Below are 17,092 nucleotides of genomic sequence, written 5' to 3'. Positions count from 1 at the left end.
GAGACTGATACGCGATGACAACTGCGAACACGACCGGAACTCCCGCCCTCACCCACGGGGTCCGCGCCGAGGCGGCCGTCGACCTGGCCGCCCTGCGGGAGAACCTCGCCGCGCTGGGGGCACGCACCGATGCCGCGCTGATGGCCGTGGTCAAGGCGGACGCCTACGGCCACGGCGCGCTGCCGTGCGCCCGTGAGGCGGTCGCCGCGGGCGTGCGCTGGCTGGGCACCGCCACCCCCGAGGAGGCGCTCGCCCTGCGCGCCGCGGGCATCCGCCCCGAGCAGGCCCGGATCCTGTGCTGGCTGTGGACGCCCGGCGGCCCCTGGGCCCAGGCGCTCCGCTCCCACGTGGACGTCTCCGTCAGCGGCCGCTGGGCGCTCGACGAACTGCTCGCCGCCGTCCGCGAGACCGGCGTGCCCGGCCGCGTCCACCTCAAGGCCGACACCGGCCTCGGCCGCAACGGCTGCCAGCCGCACGACTGGCCCGAGCTGGTCGCCGCCGCCCTGCGCGCCCAGGCCGAGGGCCTGATCGAGGTCGTCGGCCTCTGGTCCCACTTCGCCGCCGCGGACGAGCCCGGCCACCCCTCCGTCCAGGCCCAGCTCGACGGCTTCGCCGCCGCCGTCGCGCACGCCGAGGCCCGGGGCGTCCGGCCCGAGGTCCGGCACCTGGCGAACTCGCCGGCCACCCTGCTGCTGCCGCAGTCGCACTACGACCTCGTCCGGCCCGGCCTCGCCATGTACGGCCTCTCCCCGGTGCCGGACATCGGCGCCCCCGCGGACTTCGGGCTGCGCCCCGTGATGTCGCTCACGGCCAGGCTCGCCCTGGTCAAGACCGTCCCGGGCGGCCACGGGGTCAGCTACGGCCACCACTACACGACACCGGGCGACACCACCCTCGGCCTCGTCCCGGTCGGCTACGCGGACGGCATCCCGCGGCACGCCTCCAACACCGGCCCCGTCCAGATCGCCGGCAAGTGGCGCACCGTCGCCGGCCGGGTCGCGATGGACCAGTTCGTCGTCGACCTCGGCGGCGACACCCCGCCGGTCGGCGAGGAGGTCCTGCTCTTCGGCAGCGGCGAGCGCGGCGAGCCCACCGCCGAGGACTGGGGCCGCGCGTGCGGCACCCTCTCGTACGAGATCGTCACCCGGATCGGCTCCCGGGTGCCGCGCCGCTACGTGGGCGCGGGGGACGGGACGGCCCCCTGATGGCGGAGGGCGCCGACGGGAATCCGGTCGCCGCGGTGGCCAGGGCCGCCGGGGCGGCCTCCGGCGGCGTGAGCCGGGCGGGCCTGATCGGCATATCGCTCGGCGTGGTCGCGGCTGGCGCCGCCGCCGGCGTCGCCATCGAGCGCCTCACCGTCGGCCGCTCGATGCGCCGCCGCGCCCGCGAGGAGCTCGACGCCGCCGCCCCGTACGGCTCGCTGCGCGGCCGCCCGTGCACCGTCGCCGCCCCGGACGGCACCGAGCTGTACGTCGAACTCGACGGCACCGGCTGGGACGAGGCGGTGCCCGGCCCGGCCGGCCGGCCCGAGCAGCCCGAGGACGAGGGCCAGCGCCGCCGTGCCTGGTTCACCCGGCGGCGCGGGACCACCGGCGTCGACCGCACCGGTCTGCCCGGACTGCTCGGCGGCACCGGCGCCCTGGCCCGCGCCGGCCGGCCCGCCGGACCGGCGCCCTCGGACACCCCGACGCCGCTGACCGTCGTCTTCTGCCACGGCTACTGCCTCAACCAGGACAGCTGGCACTTCCAGCGCGCCGCCTTCCGCGAGGGACTGCGGCTGGTCTTCTGGGACCAGCGCAGCCACGGCCGCTCCGAACGCTCCCGCTCCTACCTGGCCGGCGAGCCGGCCTCCATCGACCAGCTCGGCGGCGACCTCAAGGCCGTCCTCGACGCGGTCGTCCCGGAGGGCCCGATCGTGCTGATCGGCCACTCCATGGGCGGCATGACCGTCATGGCCCTCGCCGACCAGCACCCGGAACTGTTCCGCGAACGGGTCGCCGGCGTCGGCCTGGTCGGCACCCTGGCCGGCGACTGGAACTCCGTCACCCTCGGCCTGCCCGCGGCCGGCGCCCGCCTGCTGCGCAAGCTCGCCCCCGCCACCGTCAAGCTGCTCGGCCGCCAGGTCGAAATCGTCGAGGCCACCCGCCGGATCGGCGCCGACGTCGCCGCGGTCTTCTACCGCCGCTTCTCCTTCGGCTCCAAGGACGTCGACCCGCAGGTCGTCCGGTTCGCCGAACAGCTCCTCGACGCCACCCCGATCGACGTGGTCGCCGAGTTCTACCCGGCGTTCGGCCTGCACGACAAGAAGGCCGCGCTGGCCGCCCTCGACGGCATCCCCGTCCTCGTCCTGGCCGGCACGGAGGACCTGCTCACCCCGCCCGCGCACAGCGAGGAGATCGCCCGCACGCTGCCCGGCGCCGAGCTGGTCGTGCTGCCCGAGACCGGCCACCTGCTGATGCTGGAGCGGCCCGACGAGGTCGACCTGCACCTGACCGGGCTGCTGCAGCGGGCCGCCGGCCACGCCGGCGTCCCCGCCCCGCCCGGCCCGGGGCCCCACCACTGACCGCGGCCCCCGCCGCCACCCGGAAGGACACCGACACCCCCATGGGCAACCAGCTCAGCCTCACCGTCGCCACCCCCGAGCGGATGGGCCGACTCGGGAAGGGCCTCGCCGCGCTGCTGCGCCCCGGCGACCTGGTACTGCTGCACGGGGAGCTCGGCGCCGGCAAGACGACCCTCACCCGCGGCCTCGGCGAGGGCCTCGGCGTGCGCGGCGCGGTCACCTCGCCGACCTTCGTGATCGCCCGGGTCCACCCGCCGCTCGGCGGCGGCCCGGCCCTCGTCCACGTCGACGCCTACCGGCTCGGCGGCGGCCTGGACGAGATGGAGGACCTCGACCTGGACGTGTCGCTGCCCGAGTCGGTGGTCGTCGTCGAGTGGGGCGAGGGCAAGGTCGAGCAGCTCAGCGAGGACCGCCTGGAGGTCCGGATCCACCGGGCGATCGGCGGCGCCGCGGAGGAGGCCGACGACCTCGACCCGCGCCGGGTCACCGTCACCGGCCTCGGCGGCCGCTGGGACGGCGTCGACCTCGCCGTCCTCGACCGGGACTGATCCCGCCGCGCCCGCCCGGCCGTCCCCCGAGGGCTGCCCGTTCCGCGGGGGTGGCTCCCGCGACGGCCCGGCGGAGCCGTGATGCCCGAGGCCGCGCACTCCCCGCGCCGCTCGTGGTGCGCCGGTGGCCTTCGACGACACATCCCCGGGGTGGCGGAGCCGCGGCCCGACACTTCCCGACACGGTGTCGGGAAGGTGTTGCGGCCCGGCCCGCCCTCGTGATGGGATGGGAACTGCGGTTAGGTCTGCCTAACTAGGGAGGCGCCCCGATGGCGAGCACCACCCCCGCTGCGGCACCCACGCCGCAGGACCGTTCCGACGACACCCCGGCCCGGGCCGGCGAGGTCCCGATGCGCGCCCTGCTGGCCTCCTGCGCGTCCGCCGCCGCCGTCTCCACCCCGCCCGCGCGCCCGCGGCCCACGGCGCAGGAGCACCCGGAACCCGCCGCGCCACCGCGCGCGGCCTGACGCACCGCCCGGCCACGCCCGCCCGGGCAGCGGTCGGCGCCACCCGGCGCCGGCGCTACTCCGCGACGAACACCCTCGTCCCGGTCGGCGCGAAGTCCCACAGCACCTGCCCGTCCGCCCGGGACGAGCGGATCCCGCCCGTGCGCAGGGTCCCCGTCGGCGGCGCCGTCGAGCCGTCCACCGCCGCGCCGAAGCCGAACACCACGGTGCCCTGGTCGGTGAACCGCACCACGTGCTCGATCTGCCGGCCGTCGGTGCCCTTCCCGGCCGCCGTCCGGCTGTACACGCTGTAGCTGCCCGGCGTCGGCTCCGCCGAGCCCGGCGTCACCGCGAACGAGGCCTGCACCTGCTGGTCCTTGCGCGGATCGACCAGCCACACCCGGTGCTGCGACACCGAGTACACCACCCGGTAGCCCGTGCCCGACGAGGCGGGCAGCGCCGGCATCGACGCGGCCGGGGCGGGTGCGCTCGGCGACGGCTCGGCGGACACCCCGGCCGACGCCCGGGCCGCCTCGGCCCGCGCCTGCGCACCGTCCGCCTGGACGGCCAGCAGCGCCACCACCGCCACGGCCCCCGCCGTCAGCCCCGCGACCACCACGCCCGGAACCGTCCTCACCACGCACGCTCCCACCGCTCGCTGCCCGTGTCCGCCCCATCGTGCCAGGTCCGCACCCACCCGAAGGTGCGATCCGATGGTGTGTTCCCCACCCCCGCCCCCGCGCCGCGGCACCGGCGGAGCCGTCCGCCCCGCACCGCCGGGGCGGCGGGCCCGGCCGACCCTCTAACCTTGGTGCCGTGCTGCTGCTCGCGTTCGACACCGCAACCCCCGCCGTCACCGCCGCCGTCCACGACGGCACGGCCGTCCTCGCCGAGTCCTACGAGGTCGACGCCAGACGGCACGGCGAGCTGCTCCTGCCCACCATCGGCGACGTGCTGCGCGCCGCCGGCGTCGACAAGCGCGAGCTCACCGCGATCGCCGTCGGCGTGGGCCCCGGCCCGTACACCGGCCTGCGGGTGGGCCTGGTCACCGCCGCCGCCCTCGGCCACGCGCTCGGCCTGCCCGTGCACGGCGTCTGCACCCTCGACGCGATCGCCCACCAGGCCCGCCGCGAGGGGCTGACCGGCCCGTTCACCGCGGCCACCGACGCCCGCCGCAAGGAGGTCTACTGGGCCTCCTACGACGAGGACGGCACCCGCACCGACGGCCCCGGCGTGGACCGCCCCGGCGACCTCACCCCGCCGCAGCGCTCGGTCGGCGCCGGCGCCCTGCTCTACCCCGAGACCTTCCCCGGTGCGACCGGCCCCGAGCACGTCTCGGCCGGCGCCCTCGCCGACTACGCCGCCACCGAACTCGCCGCCGGCCGCGAACTGCTGCCCAACGCCCCGCTCTACCTGCGACGCCCCGACGCCCAGGTCCCGGCCGGGTACAAGGCGGTGCTCCCCGCATGACCCGCCGGCCCGCCGCGGAGAGGGGCGCCGGATGGACGTGATCCTCCGCCCGATGCGGTGGTGGGACATCGAGCCCGTCATGGACCTCGAACTGCGGCTGTTCCCCGAGGACGCCTGGTCGCCCGCCATGTACTGGTCCGAGCTGGCCGAGGCCCACCCCGGCGGTACCCGCCACTACACCGTCGCCACCACCGAGGACGGCCGCATCGTCGGCTACGCCGGCCTGATGGCCGTCGGCACCGAGGGCGACGTCCAGACCATCGCCGTCGACGAGCGCCTGCAGGGCGCCGGCCTCGGCACCGCGCTGCTCACCGACCTCGTCGAGGAGTCCGCCCGCCGCGGCTGCGCCGAACTGCTGCTGGAGGTCCGGGTCGACAACCTGCGCGCCCAGCGGCTGTACGAGCGGTTCGGCTTCCAACCGGTCGGCGTCCGCCGCGGCTACTACCAGCCCGCGAACGTCGACGCGCTCGTCATGCGACTCGACCACCCCCCGCACGATTCGAAGGACCCGAAGAATGGCTGACGAACCGCTCGTCCTCGGCATCGAGACCTCCTGCGACGAGACCGGCGTCGGCATCGTCCACGGCACCACGCTGCTCGCCGACGCGGTCGCCTCCAGCGTCAACGACCACGCCCGCTACGGCGGCGTCGTCCCCGAGATCGCCAGCCGGGCGCACCTGGAGGCGATGGTCCCGACCATCCAGCGCGCCCTCGACACCGCCGGGATCAAGGCCACCGACCTCGACGGCATCGCCGTCACCGCCGGCCCCGGCCTCGCCGGCGCCCTGCTGGTCGGCGTCTCCGCCGCCAAGGCCTACGCCTGGGCCCTCGACAAGCCGCTGTACGGCGTCAACCACCTCGCCTCGCACATCTGCGTCGACCAGCTGGAGCACGGCCGGCTGCCCGAGCCGACCATGGCCCTGCTGGTCTCCGGCGGCCACTCCTCGCTGCTGCTCTCCTCCGACATCACCAGCGACGTCCGCCCGCTCGGCGCCACCATCGACGACGCGGCCGGCGAGGCCTTCGACAAGGTCGCCCGGGTGCTCGGCCTCGGCTTCCCCGGCGGCCCGCACGTCGACCGCACCGCCCGCGACGGCGACGGGAAGGCCATCGCCTTCCCGCGCGGCCTCAGCGCCTCGAACGACCCCGCCTACGACTTCTCCTTCTCCGGCCTGAAGACCGCCGTCGCCCGCTGGGTCGAGGCGAGGCGCCGCGCCGGCGAGGAGGTCCCGATCGCCGACGTCGCCGCGTCCTTCCAGGAGGCCGTCACCGACGTGCTCACCCGCAAGGCCGTCCGCGCCTGCAAGGACAACGGCGTCGACCACCTCATGATCGGCGGCGGCGTCGCCGCCAACTCCCGGCTGCGCGAGATGGCCCAGCAGCGCTGCGACCGGGCCGGCATCGTGCTCCGGGTGCCCCGCCCGGGCCTGTGCACCGACAACGGCGCCATGGTCGCCGCGCTCGGCTCCGAGATGGTCCGCCGGGGCCGCACCCCGTCCGCCTTCGACCTGTCCGCGGACTCCTCGCTGCCGGTCACCGAGGTGCACGTCCCGCACACCGAGTTCCACGCCCACGCGCACGAGTCGCTGCGGTGACCCGCGCCCTCATGTGGGAGGCCCGCGCCGCCGAGGGGCGGGCCGCCGACCTGGAGCGCTGGGTGCGCGAGGAGGTACTGCCCGGCCTGCGCACCGCGGCCCCCGAACGCCTCGAACTGCTCACCGCCGACGGCGACCGGGTGCTGCTCATCACCTGGTGGACGGGCGAGCCCGGACGGCTCCCCGATCCGCCGGACGGGTTGACCGCGCGACCCGTCCACCGCTGGTCGTTCACCCGCGCGCACGTCGAGTAGCGTGCCCTCCTGAGAGATCGCTGACCCGGCGCACACCGCCGGGCCGGGTGGGGGGAGCGCACGTTGACGAAGAGGTCCATGTCCTGTGCCGCGGGGGCGGCCGTCCTGCTGGCGGCACTCACCGCCTGCGGCAGCGGCGCACCGCAGCGCGGCGCCCAGGCGCCGCCCGCCCGGCCCGGCGCCTCCGCGGCCGGCACCACCGCCGCGGCCGCGCCCGCCGCACAGGACCGCACGGCCGCCTGGTCCAAGTGGGGCCTCAAGCCGCTGCCCGCGGCCCCGGCCGCCCCCGCCGACAAGCCGATTAAGCTCGCCGCCACCGGGCCCGTCCCGGTCTTCAGCGAGGTGCCGACCGGCGACAAGGTCGTCTTCATCACCATCGACGACGGCGCCGAGAAGGACCCGAAGTTCGTCGAGATGGCCACCGACCTCAAGGTGCCCTTCTCGATGTTCCTGACCCGCGACATCGTGAGCGGCGACTACGGCTACTTCAAGCCGCTGCAGGCCCTCGGCAACCACATCCACAACCACTCCGTGGACCACCCCGCGATGAGCCGGCTCTCGCCCGAACGCCAGAAGTCCGAGGTCTGCGACGCCCAGACCGCGCTCACCCGCGAGTACGGCACCGCGCCGCTGCTGTTCCGCCCGCCGTACGGCGACGGCGCGCACACCCCGGCCCTGGGCGCCGCCGTCCGCGCCTGCGGCCCGCGCGCCGTAGTGCTCTGGCGCGAGTCCATGCAGATCCACGACATGCAGTACCAGGCCGCCGACAAGAAGCTCCGTCCCGGCGACATCGTCCTCGCCCACTTCCGCGGCCCCAAGGACCTCAAGGGCGAGACGATGACCAAGATGTTCGGCGAACTGCTCGCCCGGATCCAGGAGCAGGGCTTCGCCGTCGGCCGCCTGGAGGACTACGTCGCGGCCGGCTGACCCAGCATCATCAGCGGGCCGTCGTCCGTCCGGCTGAGGATCACCGTCACCTCGTGCGGGCCGCTCGGCTTCAACTGCCGGCGCAGCTCCTCCGGGGTGACGGAGATCCCGCGCTTCTTGATCACCACCGTCCCGGCCCCGCGCTCGCGCAGCAGCGCCCTCAGCCGCTTCACGTTGTACGGCTGCACCTCGCCGATCTCGTACGCGTGGGCGAAGGCGGTCGGCACCAGCTCGTCCGCCGTCACGTACGCGATCTGCGGGTCGACCAGCCGGCCGCCCACGCTGCGCGCCACGTCCGCGACCAGGCCGGCCCGGATCACCGCGCCGTCGGGCTCGTACAGGTAGCGGCCGACCGGCCCGGCCTCGGCCCGGTCGCCGGTGCCCGACAGGCTGCCGCCGCCCGGCAGCACCGTCGCCCGGTACGGCGCCGCCGCCCCGGTGCCGAACCAGATCACCGCCTCCTTCACCTCGCCGTGGTCGGAGACCCACTCCGCCTCCGCGTCCTGCGGCACCAGCTCGTGCGGGATCCCGGGGGCGACCTTCAGTGCCCCGAACGGCGTCCGCCGCGCCGCCTCCAGCGCCCAGGACAGCGGCGGCGAGTACGCCTCCGGGTCGAAGACCCGACCGCGCGCCGTCCGCCGCGCGGGATCGGTGAACACCGCGTCGAAGCCGTCGGTGTCCACCTCCAGCACGTCCGCGCAGCGCACCTCCACCAGCCCGGCGAGACCGAGGGCCGCCGCGTTGGCCTCGGCCACCGCGCAGGTCAGCGGGTCCCGGTCCACCGCCAGCACCGACACGCCGGCCCGGGCCAGCGCGACCGCGTCCCCGCCGATGCCGCAGCACAGGTCCGCCAGCCGCCGCACGCCCAGGCCCGCGAACCGGGCCGCCCGCCACTCGGCGACGCTGCGCCGGGTCGCCTGTTCGACGCCGTTCGGCGTGAAGTACATGACGTCGGCGTCGTCGCCGAACTTGGCCCGGGCCCGCTGCCGCAGCCGGGCCTGCTCGAACGCGGCCCGCACCAGCTCGGCCGGGTGGTCCCGGCGCAGCCGGGTGGCCAGCGCCAGCTCGCGGTCGGGGGTGAACTCCCGCAGCTCGGCGAGCAGCGCCCGCCCCTCGTCGGTCAGCAGCGCCCGGAACGATTCGATCTCCACCCGGCCATTCTCCCCCGGGCGGCCACGGCCCCTCCCTGCCTCCGCGGAGGCCCGGCGGCCGGCGGCCGTCAGCGGCCGACGACGGTCAGCGCACCCGCGACCAGCAGCGGCCCGGCGGTCACCACAGCCACCGGTGCGATCCGGTAGCCCCGGCGCGCCGTCACCGCGACGGTGACCACCGGCAGGGTCACGGCGGCCGCCACCAGACCGAGGCAGGCCGCCACCACACCGGCGCCGCTGTCCGGGGTGGCCAGGGCGAACACCAGGACGATCGAGGCGTACACCGCGCCGGTGCCGAGCGCCGTCTCGACGGCGAGCAGCCAGGAGGTGTGCAGGAGGTCCCGGGTGACGGAGGGTCGGTTCGCGGTCATGCCGCCATCGTCCCGTCCGGCGCCGGCGTCGCACATGAGTACGGCTACTCACCCGTACCCGGGACACCGGGCGACTCTCGTTGGCACTCTGGTTGACTGAGTGCTAACGGCGGCCTATGGTCGTTCCTGGCACTCCCCCCGGGGGAGTGCCAATGCGACGGAGCGAGCCTGACCCCCGCGACGGCAGGCCTGCGGACATCGCCCTTCCCTGTTAGACAACCCCGTAATCTCCGAAGGGGAGCTCGGACGTGACCACCAGCAGCAAGGTTGCCATCAAGCCGCTCGAGGACCGCATCGTGGTCCAGCCGCTCGACGCCGAGACCACCACGGCCTCCGGCCTGGTTATCCCGGACACCGCCAAGGAGAAGCCCCAGGAGGGCGTCGTCCTGGCCGTCGGCCCGGGCCGCTTCGAGGACGGCCAGCGCCTGCCGCTCGACGTCGCCGTCGGTGACATCGTCCTGTACTCCAAGTACGGCGGCACCGAGGTCAAGTACCAGGGCGAGGAGTACCTCGTCCTCTCGGCCCGCGACGTTCTCGCCATCATCGAGAAGTAAGCCGTAACGGCCCGCCCCGGAACCGAGTCAGCACTGACCCGGGCCGGGGCGTGCTTGTTGGTCCATCCGTAAGACCCTGAGGAAACGGGAACATGGCGAAGATCCTGCAGTTCGACGAGGACGCCCGCCGCTCGCTGGAGCGCGGTGTCAACAAGCTGGCCGACACGGTCAAGGTGACCATCGGCCCCAAGGGCCGCAACGTCGTCATCGACAAGAAGTTCGGCGCCCCCACCATCACCAACGACGGTGTGACCATCGCCCGCGAGGTCGAGCTCGACGACCCGTACGAGAACCTGGGCGCGCAGCTGGTCAAGGAGGTCGCCACCAAGACCAACGACGTCGCGGGCGACGGCACCACCACCGCCACCGTGCTCGCCCAGGCCCTGGTCAACGAGGGCCTGCGCAACGTCGCCGCCGGCGCCGGCCCGGCCGCCCTGAAGAAGGGCATCGACAAGGCCGTCGCCGCCGTCTCCGAGCACCTGCTCTCGGTGGCCCGCGAGATCGAGGGCAAGGACGACGTCGCCGCCGTCGCGTCCCTCTCCGCCCAGGACACCCAGGTCGGCGAGCTCATCGCCGAGGCGATCGACAAGGTCGGCAAGGACGGTGTCATCACCGTCGAGGAGTCCAACACCTTCGGCGTCGAGCTCGAGTTCACCGAGGGCATGCAGTTCGACAAGGGCTACCTGTCGCCGTACTTCGTCACCGACGCGGAGCGCCAGGAGGCGGTCCTCGAGGACCCGTACATCCTGATCAACCAGGGCAAGATCTCCTCCATCCAGGAGCTCCTGCCGCTGCTGGAGAAGATCCTGCAGGGCGGCTCCCGCCCGCTGCTGATCATCGCCGAGGACGTCGACGGCGAGGCGCTGTCCACCCTGGTGGTCAACAAGATCCGCGGCACCTTCAACGCGGTGGCCGTCAAGGCCCCCGGCTTCGGCGACCGCCGCAAGGCGATCCTCGGCGACATCGCCGTCCTCACCGGCGCGACCGTCATCTCCGAGGAGGTCGGCCTCAAGCTCGACCAGGCCGGCCTGGACGTGCTCGGCACCGCCCGCCGCATCACCGTCACCAAGGACGAGACCATCCTCGTCGACGGTGCCGGCGACTCCGAGGCCGTGGCCGGCCGCGTCGGCCAGATCAAGGCCGAGATCGCCTCCACCGACTCCGACTGGGACCGCGAGAAGCTGCAGGAGCGCCTGGCCAAGCTGGCCGGCGGCGTCTGCGTCATCAAGGTCGGTGCCGCCACCGAGGTGGAGCTGAAGGAGCGCAAGCACCGCCTGGAGGACGCCATCTCGGCGACCCGCGCCGCGGTCGAGGAGGGCATCGTCGCCGGTGGCGGCGCCTCCCTCGTGCACGCCGCCAAGGTCCTCGACGGCGGCCTCGGCCTGTCCGGCGACGAGGCCACCGGTGTCGCGGTCGTCCGCAAGGCGCTCGCCGAGCCGCTGCGCTGGATCGCCCAGAACGCCGGCCTGGAGGGCTACGTCATCACCTCCAAGGTCGCCGACCTGGAGACCGGCCACGGCTACAACGCCGCCACCGGCGAGTACGGCGACCTGGTGAAGGCCGGCGTCATCGACCCGGTCAAGGTCACCCGCTCGGCCCTGGAGAACGCCGCCTCCATCGCCTCCCTGCTCCTCACCACCGAGACCCTCGTGGTGGAGAAGAAGGAGGAGGAGGCCGACAACGGTCACGGCCACTCGCACGGCGGCCACGGCCACTCCCACTGACGCGGAGCCGCTCCCCGGAGGCCCGGCCTCCCGCCCACCACGGGCGGGAGGCCGGGCCTCCGGCGTTCCCGTGATCCGTTCGCTTCCGGTGGGCTCAAAGGGTGGCTTATAACTGAGCCATGATCGAGGCCCGCCACCTCCGAGTGCTCCGCGCAGTCGCCCGCACCGGTTCCTTCTCCGCCGCCGCGCGCGAGCTGGGCTGCACCCAGCCCGCCGTGAGCCAGCAGATGAAGGCCCTGGAGAAGTCGGTGGCCACCCCGCTGGTGGTCCGCTCCGGCAAGGGCATGCAGCTCAGCGAGGCCGGCGAGGTGCTGCTGAAGCACGCCTCCGGCATCCTGGCCGGCCTGTCCGCCGCCGAGGAGGAGGTCGCGGCGATCGCCGGCCTGCGCTCGGGCCGGGTGCGCCTGGTGTCCTTCCCGACGGCGAGCTCCACGCTGGTGCCGAAGGCGGTGGCCCAGGTTCGGGCGGCGAGCCCCGGCATGCGCGTGTCGCTGGTGGAGGCGGAGCCGCCGGAGTCCCCGGCGATGCTGCGGGCGGGGGAGTGCGAGGTGGCGCTGGCGTTCCGCTACCCGGACTCGCAGGGCGGCGCCCCGGCGGTGTCGTCCCCGCACGCCTCGGCCCGCGAGGCCCGGGCCGAGGCGGCGCTGGAGGCCGCGGCGTCCGCGGCCGCGACCGACTGGTCCGATCTGGTGGTGCAGCCGCTGCTCGACGACCCGATGGTGGTCCTGGTGCCGGCCGGCCACCGGCTGGCGGACCGCGACGGCGGCCCGGTGGGCGTGGGCGAGCTGGCGGACGAGCAGTGGATCGCGGGCTGCCCGCAGTGCCGCGGCCACCTGGTGGAGCTCTGCGAGGGCGCCGGCTTCCAGCCCAGGATCGACTTCGCGACCGACGACTACCCCGCCGTGGTGGGACTGGTGGCGGCCGGACTGGGGGTGGCGGTGCTGCCCGGCATGGCCCTGGACGCGGTGCGCCGCGAGGGCGTCGCGGTGGTGCCGCTGGAGACCGCCGCGGGCGAGCCGGTGCGGCGCGAGGTGGTCGCGCTGACCCTGCCGGACCTCGCGGCGGTGCCCGCGGTGGGGCTGATGCTCGATCAGCTGGTGGCGGCGGCCGCCGCCCGCTGACCGTCTGCCGTCCGCCGACCGGTCGGCGGCCGTCCGTCCTGGTCGCCGCCGAAACGTTTCTTCTCGGCCGGTCCGGCCGGATCCCGCTGCGCCGAGCCCTGGCCGCGGATCACTGCCGGACGTTCGCCGGCATCGCCAGCGGCACCTCGGCCAGCTGCCTGTTCCGCGAGCGGCCCAGCAGTTCCTCGCGCTCGTCCTCGGTCAGTCCGCCCCACACACCGTAGGGCTCCCGTACGGCCAGCGCGTGCGCCGCGCACTCGGCCCGGACGGGGCACCGCATGCAGACCTCCTTGGCACTGGCCTCGCGCGAGCTCCGCGCGGCCCCGCGCTCACCCTCGGGGTGGAAGAAGAGAGAACTGTCCACGCCGCGGCAGGCGGCGGAGAGCTGCCAGTCCCAGAGGTCTGCGTTGGGGCCGGGGAGGCGGGAGAAATCTGCCATGGCTCATTCCCTTCAAGGACTCAGGACTCGGGCTCGGATCGACGCGGTTGCAAAAAGGTCTCGGGGCCCGCCCGCTGCGGCGAGGCTGCTCGGGGCCGGTACGGACACCTGGAAATATGACTTACGGCTCCCAACAGGACAAGTCACCCACACACCGACACAACAGTCAATGACCGTATAGAAGCTATAAAAACGGACAAACGGGGCATGGTGGTGGTCAGGCTCCGCGTGGCAATCGGGTGGCAGTGCGCCGGCCCTCCCGGGGTGCGGGCCCGGGACACCGGGCGTACGCGCCGCGCGGACCGCGCATCCGCTGCACGAATCTGCGGCGTTGCACCGCGAGGTGGCCGATCCGTGATGGGTCGGCCACGTACAGTGGTGGGTGTGGCCGCGAAGGCCGTAACTCATTCGAGTGACGGTCGTTGGATGTACGGAGGCGGTTAGCAAGCGCCGGACGTCGGGAACGATCGCCGTGGCATCGGCGATCAGAACGGGGTCCGTCGCCAGACGGCCGTGTCGGAGAGGTTTCGTACCAGCCAGGAGGCTCAACGTGACGCGGATCAGCTGCGGAGGACGGTCATGACATCCGTACTCGTCTGCGACGATTCCCCGCTCGCCCGGGAGGCGCTTCGCCGAGCGGTCGCGACCGTGCCCGGCGTCGACCGGGTGACCACTGCGACGAACGGTGAGGAGGTCCTCCGCCGCTGGGTGGCCGACCGCTCCGATCTCGTTCTGATGGACGTCCGGATGCCCGGCCTCGGCGGGGTGGAGACGGTCCGGCGGCTGCTGTCCGCGGACCCGGGCGCCCGCATCATCATGCTCACCGTCGCCGAGGACCTGGACGGCGTGGCGCTCGCCGTCGCCGCCGGCGCCCGCGGCTACCTGCACAAGGACGCCTCGCGCGCCGAGCTGCGGGCCACCGTCACCCAGGCGCTCGCCGACCCGACGTGGCGACTCGCGCCGCGCCGGCTGCGCAGCCCCGACATGGGGGCGGCGCCGACGCTGACGGCCCGTGAGATCCAGGTGCTGGAGGGCATGAGCCACGGCCGGAGCAACGCGGAGATCGGCCGCGAGCTCTTCCTCTCCGAGGACACGGTCAAGACGCACGCCCGGCGCCTGTTCAAGAAGCTCGGCGCGTCGGACCGCGCGCACGCCGTGGCGCTCGGCTTCCGCTGGGGCCTCGTCCGCTGACGGGGCGGCCGCTTCGCGGCTCCCCGGGCCCGGACGTGTGACGTCGTGGTCCCGAGGCTGCACCATGGAGGAGTGGAGCACCTCGGGAACCAGCGGACGGGTACTGCGGAGACGAGTGCAACCGCAGCAGGAACGACGGGCACAGGGGCGGGAGGCGGTGCGGTGGGTACGTCGATCACGCATAACGTTCCGATGCACAACTCCGGACGCGGTGCCGCGTTCTCCGGAGCGACCAGGCACCATGGACCGATGCGTGACGACGAGGCCTCCGCCCCCGGCGAGGCCCGGCCCGACCCGGCCCAGCCCGGCGGTCCGGGCGACGCGTCGTACGCGGACGCCGGTGCGCCGCGCCGGCCCGTGCTCGGCAGCGGCGCGTCCCCCCAGCTGAACGAGGTCGTCGCGGCCGCCGTCGCCGGCGAGGGCCCGGCCGTCGACGCCCTGCTCGCCTATGTCCACCCGCTCGCGCTGCGCTACTGCCGGGGCCGGCTCGTCCGGCTGCCCGGCGGCGCCCGGCACCACGTGGACGACGTGGTGCAGGAGGTCTGCGTGGCGGTGCTCTGCGCACTGCCGCGCTACCGCGACGAGGGGCGGCCGTTCGAGGCCTTCGTCTACGGCATCGCCGCGCACAAGATCGCCGACCTGCAGCGGGCGGCGATGCGCGGCCCCGGTTCCACCGTGATCCCGCCCGACGACCTGCCGGAGACCCCGGACGAGTCGCTCGGCCCGGAGGAGCGTGCGCTGCTCAGCAGCGACGCGGCCTGGATCAAGGAGCTGCTCTCCAACCTGCCGGCCCGCCAGCGCGAACTCGTGCTGCTGCGGGTGGCCGCCGGGCTGTCCGCCGAGGAGACCGGCGAGGTGCTCGGCATGTCCCCGGGCGCCGTCCGGGTGGCCCAGCACCGGGCCCTCAGCAGACTTCGGGCGCTCGCGGAAGAGTCCTCCTGACTTCTGCGTTGTCAAGGAGAGCGCCAACCGACACTCCGGACACCAGTACCATGAGGTATCGGCGCCTGGGCAGGTCGCCAAAGTTTCGTGGGTGCGACCGGGGTTCCCTTGGAGGAACCTCCGAGCATTGCGGCGTCTTGGCGGTCCGCCCGTGCCGGTGCGCGCGGGTGTGGTGACGGTCCGACCGCAGGCCGACGCCGCGCCCTCCTGAGACCAACGCTCCGGGAACCCTCAGCCGGGAGCGATCAGATCAACGGCCGCCACGGAAGGTCCCCACACAATGTCTTACAACGCCGCAGGCGTACCCGAGAAGTTCGCGATGCTCGGGCTCACGTACGACGACGTCCTGCTGCTGCCCGGGGCCTCCGAGGTGCTGCCGAACCAGGTCGACACCTCCTCGCGGGTCTCCCGCAACGTCCGGGTGAACATCCCGCTGCTGTCGGCGGCGATGGACAAGGTCACCGAGTCCCGGATGGCCATCGCCATGGCCCGCCAGGGCGGCGTCGGCGTGCTGCACCGCAACCTGTCGATCGAGGACCAGGTCGGCCAGGTCGACCTGGTCAAGCGCTCCGAGTCCGGCATGGTCGCCGACCCGATCACCGTCGGCCCGGAGGCCACCCTCGCCGAGGCTGACGCGCTCTGCGCCCGGTTCCGGATCAGCGGCGTGCCGGTGGCCGACCCCGAGGGCCGCCTGCTCGGCATCGTCACCAACCGCGACATGGCCTTCGAGTCGGACCGCACCCGCCAGGTCCGCGAGATCATGACCCCGATGCCGCTGATCACCGGCAAGGTCGGCATCTCCGGCGAGGACGCCATGGCGCTGCTCCGCCGCCACAAGATCGAGAAGCTGCCGCTGGTCGACGGGGACGGCCGGATCAAGGGCCTCATCACGGTCAAGGACTTCGTCAAGGCCGAGCAGTACCCGAACGCCGCCAAGGACGCCGAGGGCCGTCTGCTCGTCGGCGCCGCGGTCGGTGCCTCCGCCGAGGCCTTCGACCGCGCCCAGGCCCTGGTCGGCGCCGGCGTCGACTTCCTGGTCGTCGACACCTCGCACGGCCACAGCCACAACGCGCTCGCCTGGATCGCCAAGATCCGGTCGGCCGTCCAGGTCGACGTCATCGGCGGCAACGTCGCCACCCGGGACGGCGCCCAGGCGCTGATCGACGCCGGCGTGGACGGCGTCAAGGTCGGCGTCGGTCCCGGCTCCATCTGCACCACCCGCGTCGTCGCCGGCATCGGCGTCCCGCAGATCACCGCCATCTACGAGGCGGCCCTCGCCTGCCGCGCGGCCGGCGTGCCGGTCATCGGCGACGGCGGCCTGCAGTACTCCGGCGACATCGGCAAGGCGCTCGCCGCCGGAGCCGACACCGTGATGCTCGGCTCGCTGCTGGCCGGCTGCGAGGAGTCGCCCGGCGAGCTGCAGTTCATCAACGGCAAGCAGTACAAGTCCTACCGCGGCATGGGCTCGCTCGGCGCCATGCAGTCCCGCGGCCAGGGCCGCTCCTACTCCAAGGACCGCTACTTCCAGGCCGAGGTGGCCTCGGACGACAAGCTCGTGCCCGAGGGCATCGAGGGCCAGGTGCCCTACCGCGGCCCGCTGTCGGCGGTGCTGCACCAGCTGGTCGGCGGCCTGCGGCAGACCATGGGCTACGTCGGCGCGGCCACCGTCGCCGAGATGGAGAGCAAGGGCCGGTTCGTCCGGATCACCGCGGCCGGCCTCAAGGAGAGCCACCCGCACGACATCCAGATGACCGTCGAGGCGCCGAACTACAGCAGCCGCTGAGCGACCGGGCACG

19 protein-coding genes are annotated in these 17,092 nt (G+C 74.2%); 15 read left to right on the top strand and 4 right to left on the bottom strand.

The window, feature by feature from the left end; all coding sequences use genetic code 11:
• Window positions 1-14 precede the first annotated feature (14 nt).
• From alr to IE98_RS48860, 4 genes are all read left to right on the top strand, one after another.
• Window positions 15-1,205 carry an alanine racemase gene (gene alr, locus IE98_RS0102765; RefSeq protein ID WP_030263413.1) on the top strand — a complete coding sequence of 397 codons (1,191 nt, stop codon included), beginning with the start codon at window positions 15-17 and terminating at the stop codon, window positions 1,203-1,205.
• Window positions 1,205-2,563, top strand: a complete 1,359-nt coding sequence (locus tag IE98_RS41930) for an alpha/beta fold hydrolase (protein ID WP_043173301.1) — start codon at window positions 1,205-1,207, stop codon at window positions 2,561-2,563. The genes alr and IE98_RS41930 overlap by 1 nt, the downstream gene beginning before the upstream one ends.
• 41 nt (window positions 2,564-2,604) lie before the next feature.
• Complete coding sequence (tsaE, locus tag IE98_RS0102755) at window positions 2,605-3,111, top strand: tRNA (adenosine(37)-N6)-threonylcarbamoyltransferase complex ATPase subunit type 1 TsaE (RefSeq protein ID WP_030263408.1); 507 nt, start codon at window positions 2,605-2,607, stop codon at window positions 3,109-3,111.
• Between the two features lie 269 nt (window positions 3,112-3,380).
• The gene (locus tag IE98_RS48860; protein ID WP_030263397.1) at window positions 3,381-3,578 is read left to right on the top strand and encodes a hypothetical protein; all 198 of its coding nucleotides are present in this window, start codon (window positions 3,381-3,383) and stop codon (window positions 3,576-3,578) included.
• Between the two features lie 55 nt (window positions 3,579-3,633).
• Here IE98_RS48860 and IE98_RS0102745 read toward each other — a convergent pair whose 3' ends face one another.
• Window positions 3,634-4,194, bottom strand: coding sequence for a hypothetical protein (locus tag IE98_RS0102745; protein WP_043173299.1), 561 nt, complete (start codon window positions 4,192-4,194; stop codon window positions 3,634-3,636).
• 179 nt (window positions 4,195-4,373) lie between these two features.
• Here IE98_RS0102745 and tsaB point away from each other — a divergent pair, with 179 nt between their 5' ends.
• From tsaB to IE98_RS0102720, 5 genes are all read left to right on the top strand, one after another.
• A complete protein-coding gene (tsaB, locus tag IE98_RS0102740) occupies window positions 4,374-5,027 on the top strand; it encodes a tRNA (adenosine(37)-N6)-threonylcarbamoyltransferase complex dimerization subunit type 1 TsaB (RefSeq protein ID WP_030263391.1) in 654 nt (217 codons plus the stop codon).
• A gap of 31 nt (window positions 5,028-5,058) precedes the next feature.
• Complete coding sequence (gene rimI / locus IE98_RS0102735; RefSeq protein WP_043173298.1) at window positions 5,059-5,550, top strand: ribosomal protein S18-alanine N-acetyltransferase; 492 nt, start codon at window positions 5,059-5,061, stop codon at window positions 5,548-5,550.
• Window positions 5,543-6,622: a tRNA (adenosine(37)-N6)-threonylcarbamoyltransferase complex transferase subunit TsaD gene (gene tsaD / locus IE98_RS0102730; RefSeq protein WP_030263385.1), complete on the top strand. Its 1,080-nt coding sequence runs from the start codon at window positions 5,543-5,545 to the stop codon at window positions 6,620-6,622. Before rimI ends, tsaD begins: the two co-directional genes overlap by 8 nt.
• Window positions 6,619-6,876 (top strand): hypothetical protein, encoded by a 258-nt coding sequence (locus tag IE98_RS0102725; RefSeq protein ID WP_030263382.1) that lies wholly within the window; start codon window positions 6,619-6,621, stop codon window positions 6,874-6,876. The genes tsaD and IE98_RS0102725 overlap by 4 nt, the downstream gene beginning before the upstream one ends.
• 63 nt (window positions 6,877-6,939) lie before the next feature.
• Window positions 6,940-7,803: a polysaccharide deacetylase family protein gene (locus IE98_RS0102720; RefSeq protein ID WP_234443381.1), complete on the top strand. Its 864-nt coding sequence runs from the start codon at window positions 6,940-6,942 to the stop codon at window positions 7,801-7,803.
• On the opposite strand, the gene IE98_RS0102715 is transcribed toward IE98_RS0102720, so the two are convergent.
• The gene (locus IE98_RS0102715; RefSeq protein WP_030263377.1) at window positions 7,785-8,954 is read right to left on the bottom strand and encodes a class I SAM-dependent methyltransferase; all 1,170 of its coding nucleotides are present in this window, start codon (window positions 8,952-8,954) and stop codon (window positions 7,785-7,787) included. The two genes, IE98_RS0102720 and IE98_RS0102715, sit on opposite strands and share 19 nt — an antisense overlap.
• A 68-nt stretch (window positions 8,955-9,022) precedes the next feature.
• Window positions 9,023-9,325, bottom strand: coding sequence for a hypothetical protein (locus IE98_RS0102710; protein WP_030263375.1), 303 nt, complete (start codon window positions 9,323-9,325; stop codon window positions 9,023-9,025).
• Window positions 9,326-9,573: 248 nt separating this feature from the next.
• Here IE98_RS0102710 and groES point away from each other — a divergent pair, with 248 nt between their 5' ends.
• The 3 genes from groES (at window position 9,574) to IE98_RS0102695 (ending at window position 12,724) form a co-directional block, all read left to right on the top strand.
• Window positions 9,574-9,879 carry a co-chaperone GroES gene (gene groES / locus IE98_RS0102705; protein ID WP_014136232.1) on the top strand — a complete coding sequence of 102 codons (306 nt, stop codon included), beginning with the start codon at window positions 9,574-9,576 and terminating at the stop codon, window positions 9,877-9,879.
• A gap of 92 nt (window positions 9,880-9,971) precedes the next feature.
• The gene (groL, locus tag IE98_RS0102700; protein ID WP_030263373.1) at window positions 9,972-11,603 is read left to right on the top strand and encodes a chaperonin GroEL; all 1,632 of its coding nucleotides are present in this window, start codon (window positions 9,972-9,974) and stop codon (window positions 11,601-11,603) included.
• 119 nt (window positions 11,604-11,722) lie between these two features.
• Entirely contained in the window at window positions 11,723-12,724 is a 1,002-nt protein-coding gene (locus IE98_RS0102695; RefSeq protein WP_030263369.1) for a LysR family transcriptional regulator, read from the top strand.
• Window positions 12,725-12,833: 109 nt separating this feature from the next.
• On the opposite strand, the gene IE98_RS0102685 is transcribed toward IE98_RS0102695, so the two are convergent.
• Window positions 12,834-13,163 (bottom strand): WhiB family transcriptional regulator, encoded by a 330-nt coding sequence (locus IE98_RS0102685; RefSeq protein WP_030263366.1) that lies wholly within the window; start codon window positions 13,161-13,163, stop codon window positions 12,834-12,836.
• A 579-nt stretch (window positions 13,164-13,742) separates the two neighbouring features.
• On the opposite strand from IE98_RS0102685, the gene IE98_RS0102680 reads away from it, so the two are divergent.
• From IE98_RS0102680 to guaB, 3 genes are all read left to right on the top strand, one after another.
• Window positions 13,743-14,354: a response regulator transcription factor gene (locus tag IE98_RS0102680; protein WP_014136228.1), complete on the top strand. Its 612-nt coding sequence runs from the start codon at window positions 13,743-13,745 to the stop codon at window positions 14,352-14,354.
• Between the two features lie 249 nt (window positions 14,355-14,603).
• Window positions 14,604-15,296, top strand: a complete 693-nt coding sequence (shbA, locus tag IE98_RS0102675; RefSeq protein ID WP_078660734.1) for an RNA polymerase sigma factor ShbA — start codon at window positions 14,604-14,606, stop codon at window positions 15,294-15,296.
• Window positions 15,297-15,576: 280 nt separating this feature from the next.
• On the top strand, window positions 15,577-17,079 hold the full coding sequence (guaB, locus tag IE98_RS0102670) for an IMP dehydrogenase (RefSeq protein ID WP_030263361.1): 1,503 nt from the start codon (window positions 15,577-15,579) through the stop codon (window positions 17,077-17,079).
• The last annotated feature ends 13 nt before the right edge of the window (window positions 17,080-17,092 follow it).

It is taken from the genome of Streptomyces sp. NRRL B-24484 (genome assembly GCF_000717715.1).
Classification (GTDB): Bacteria; Actinomycetota; Actinomycetes; order Streptomycetales; family Streptomycetaceae; genus Kitasatospora.
Note: the sequence above shows the minus strand (reverse complement) of the source record. Positions and strands in the feature narration are given on the sequence as shown.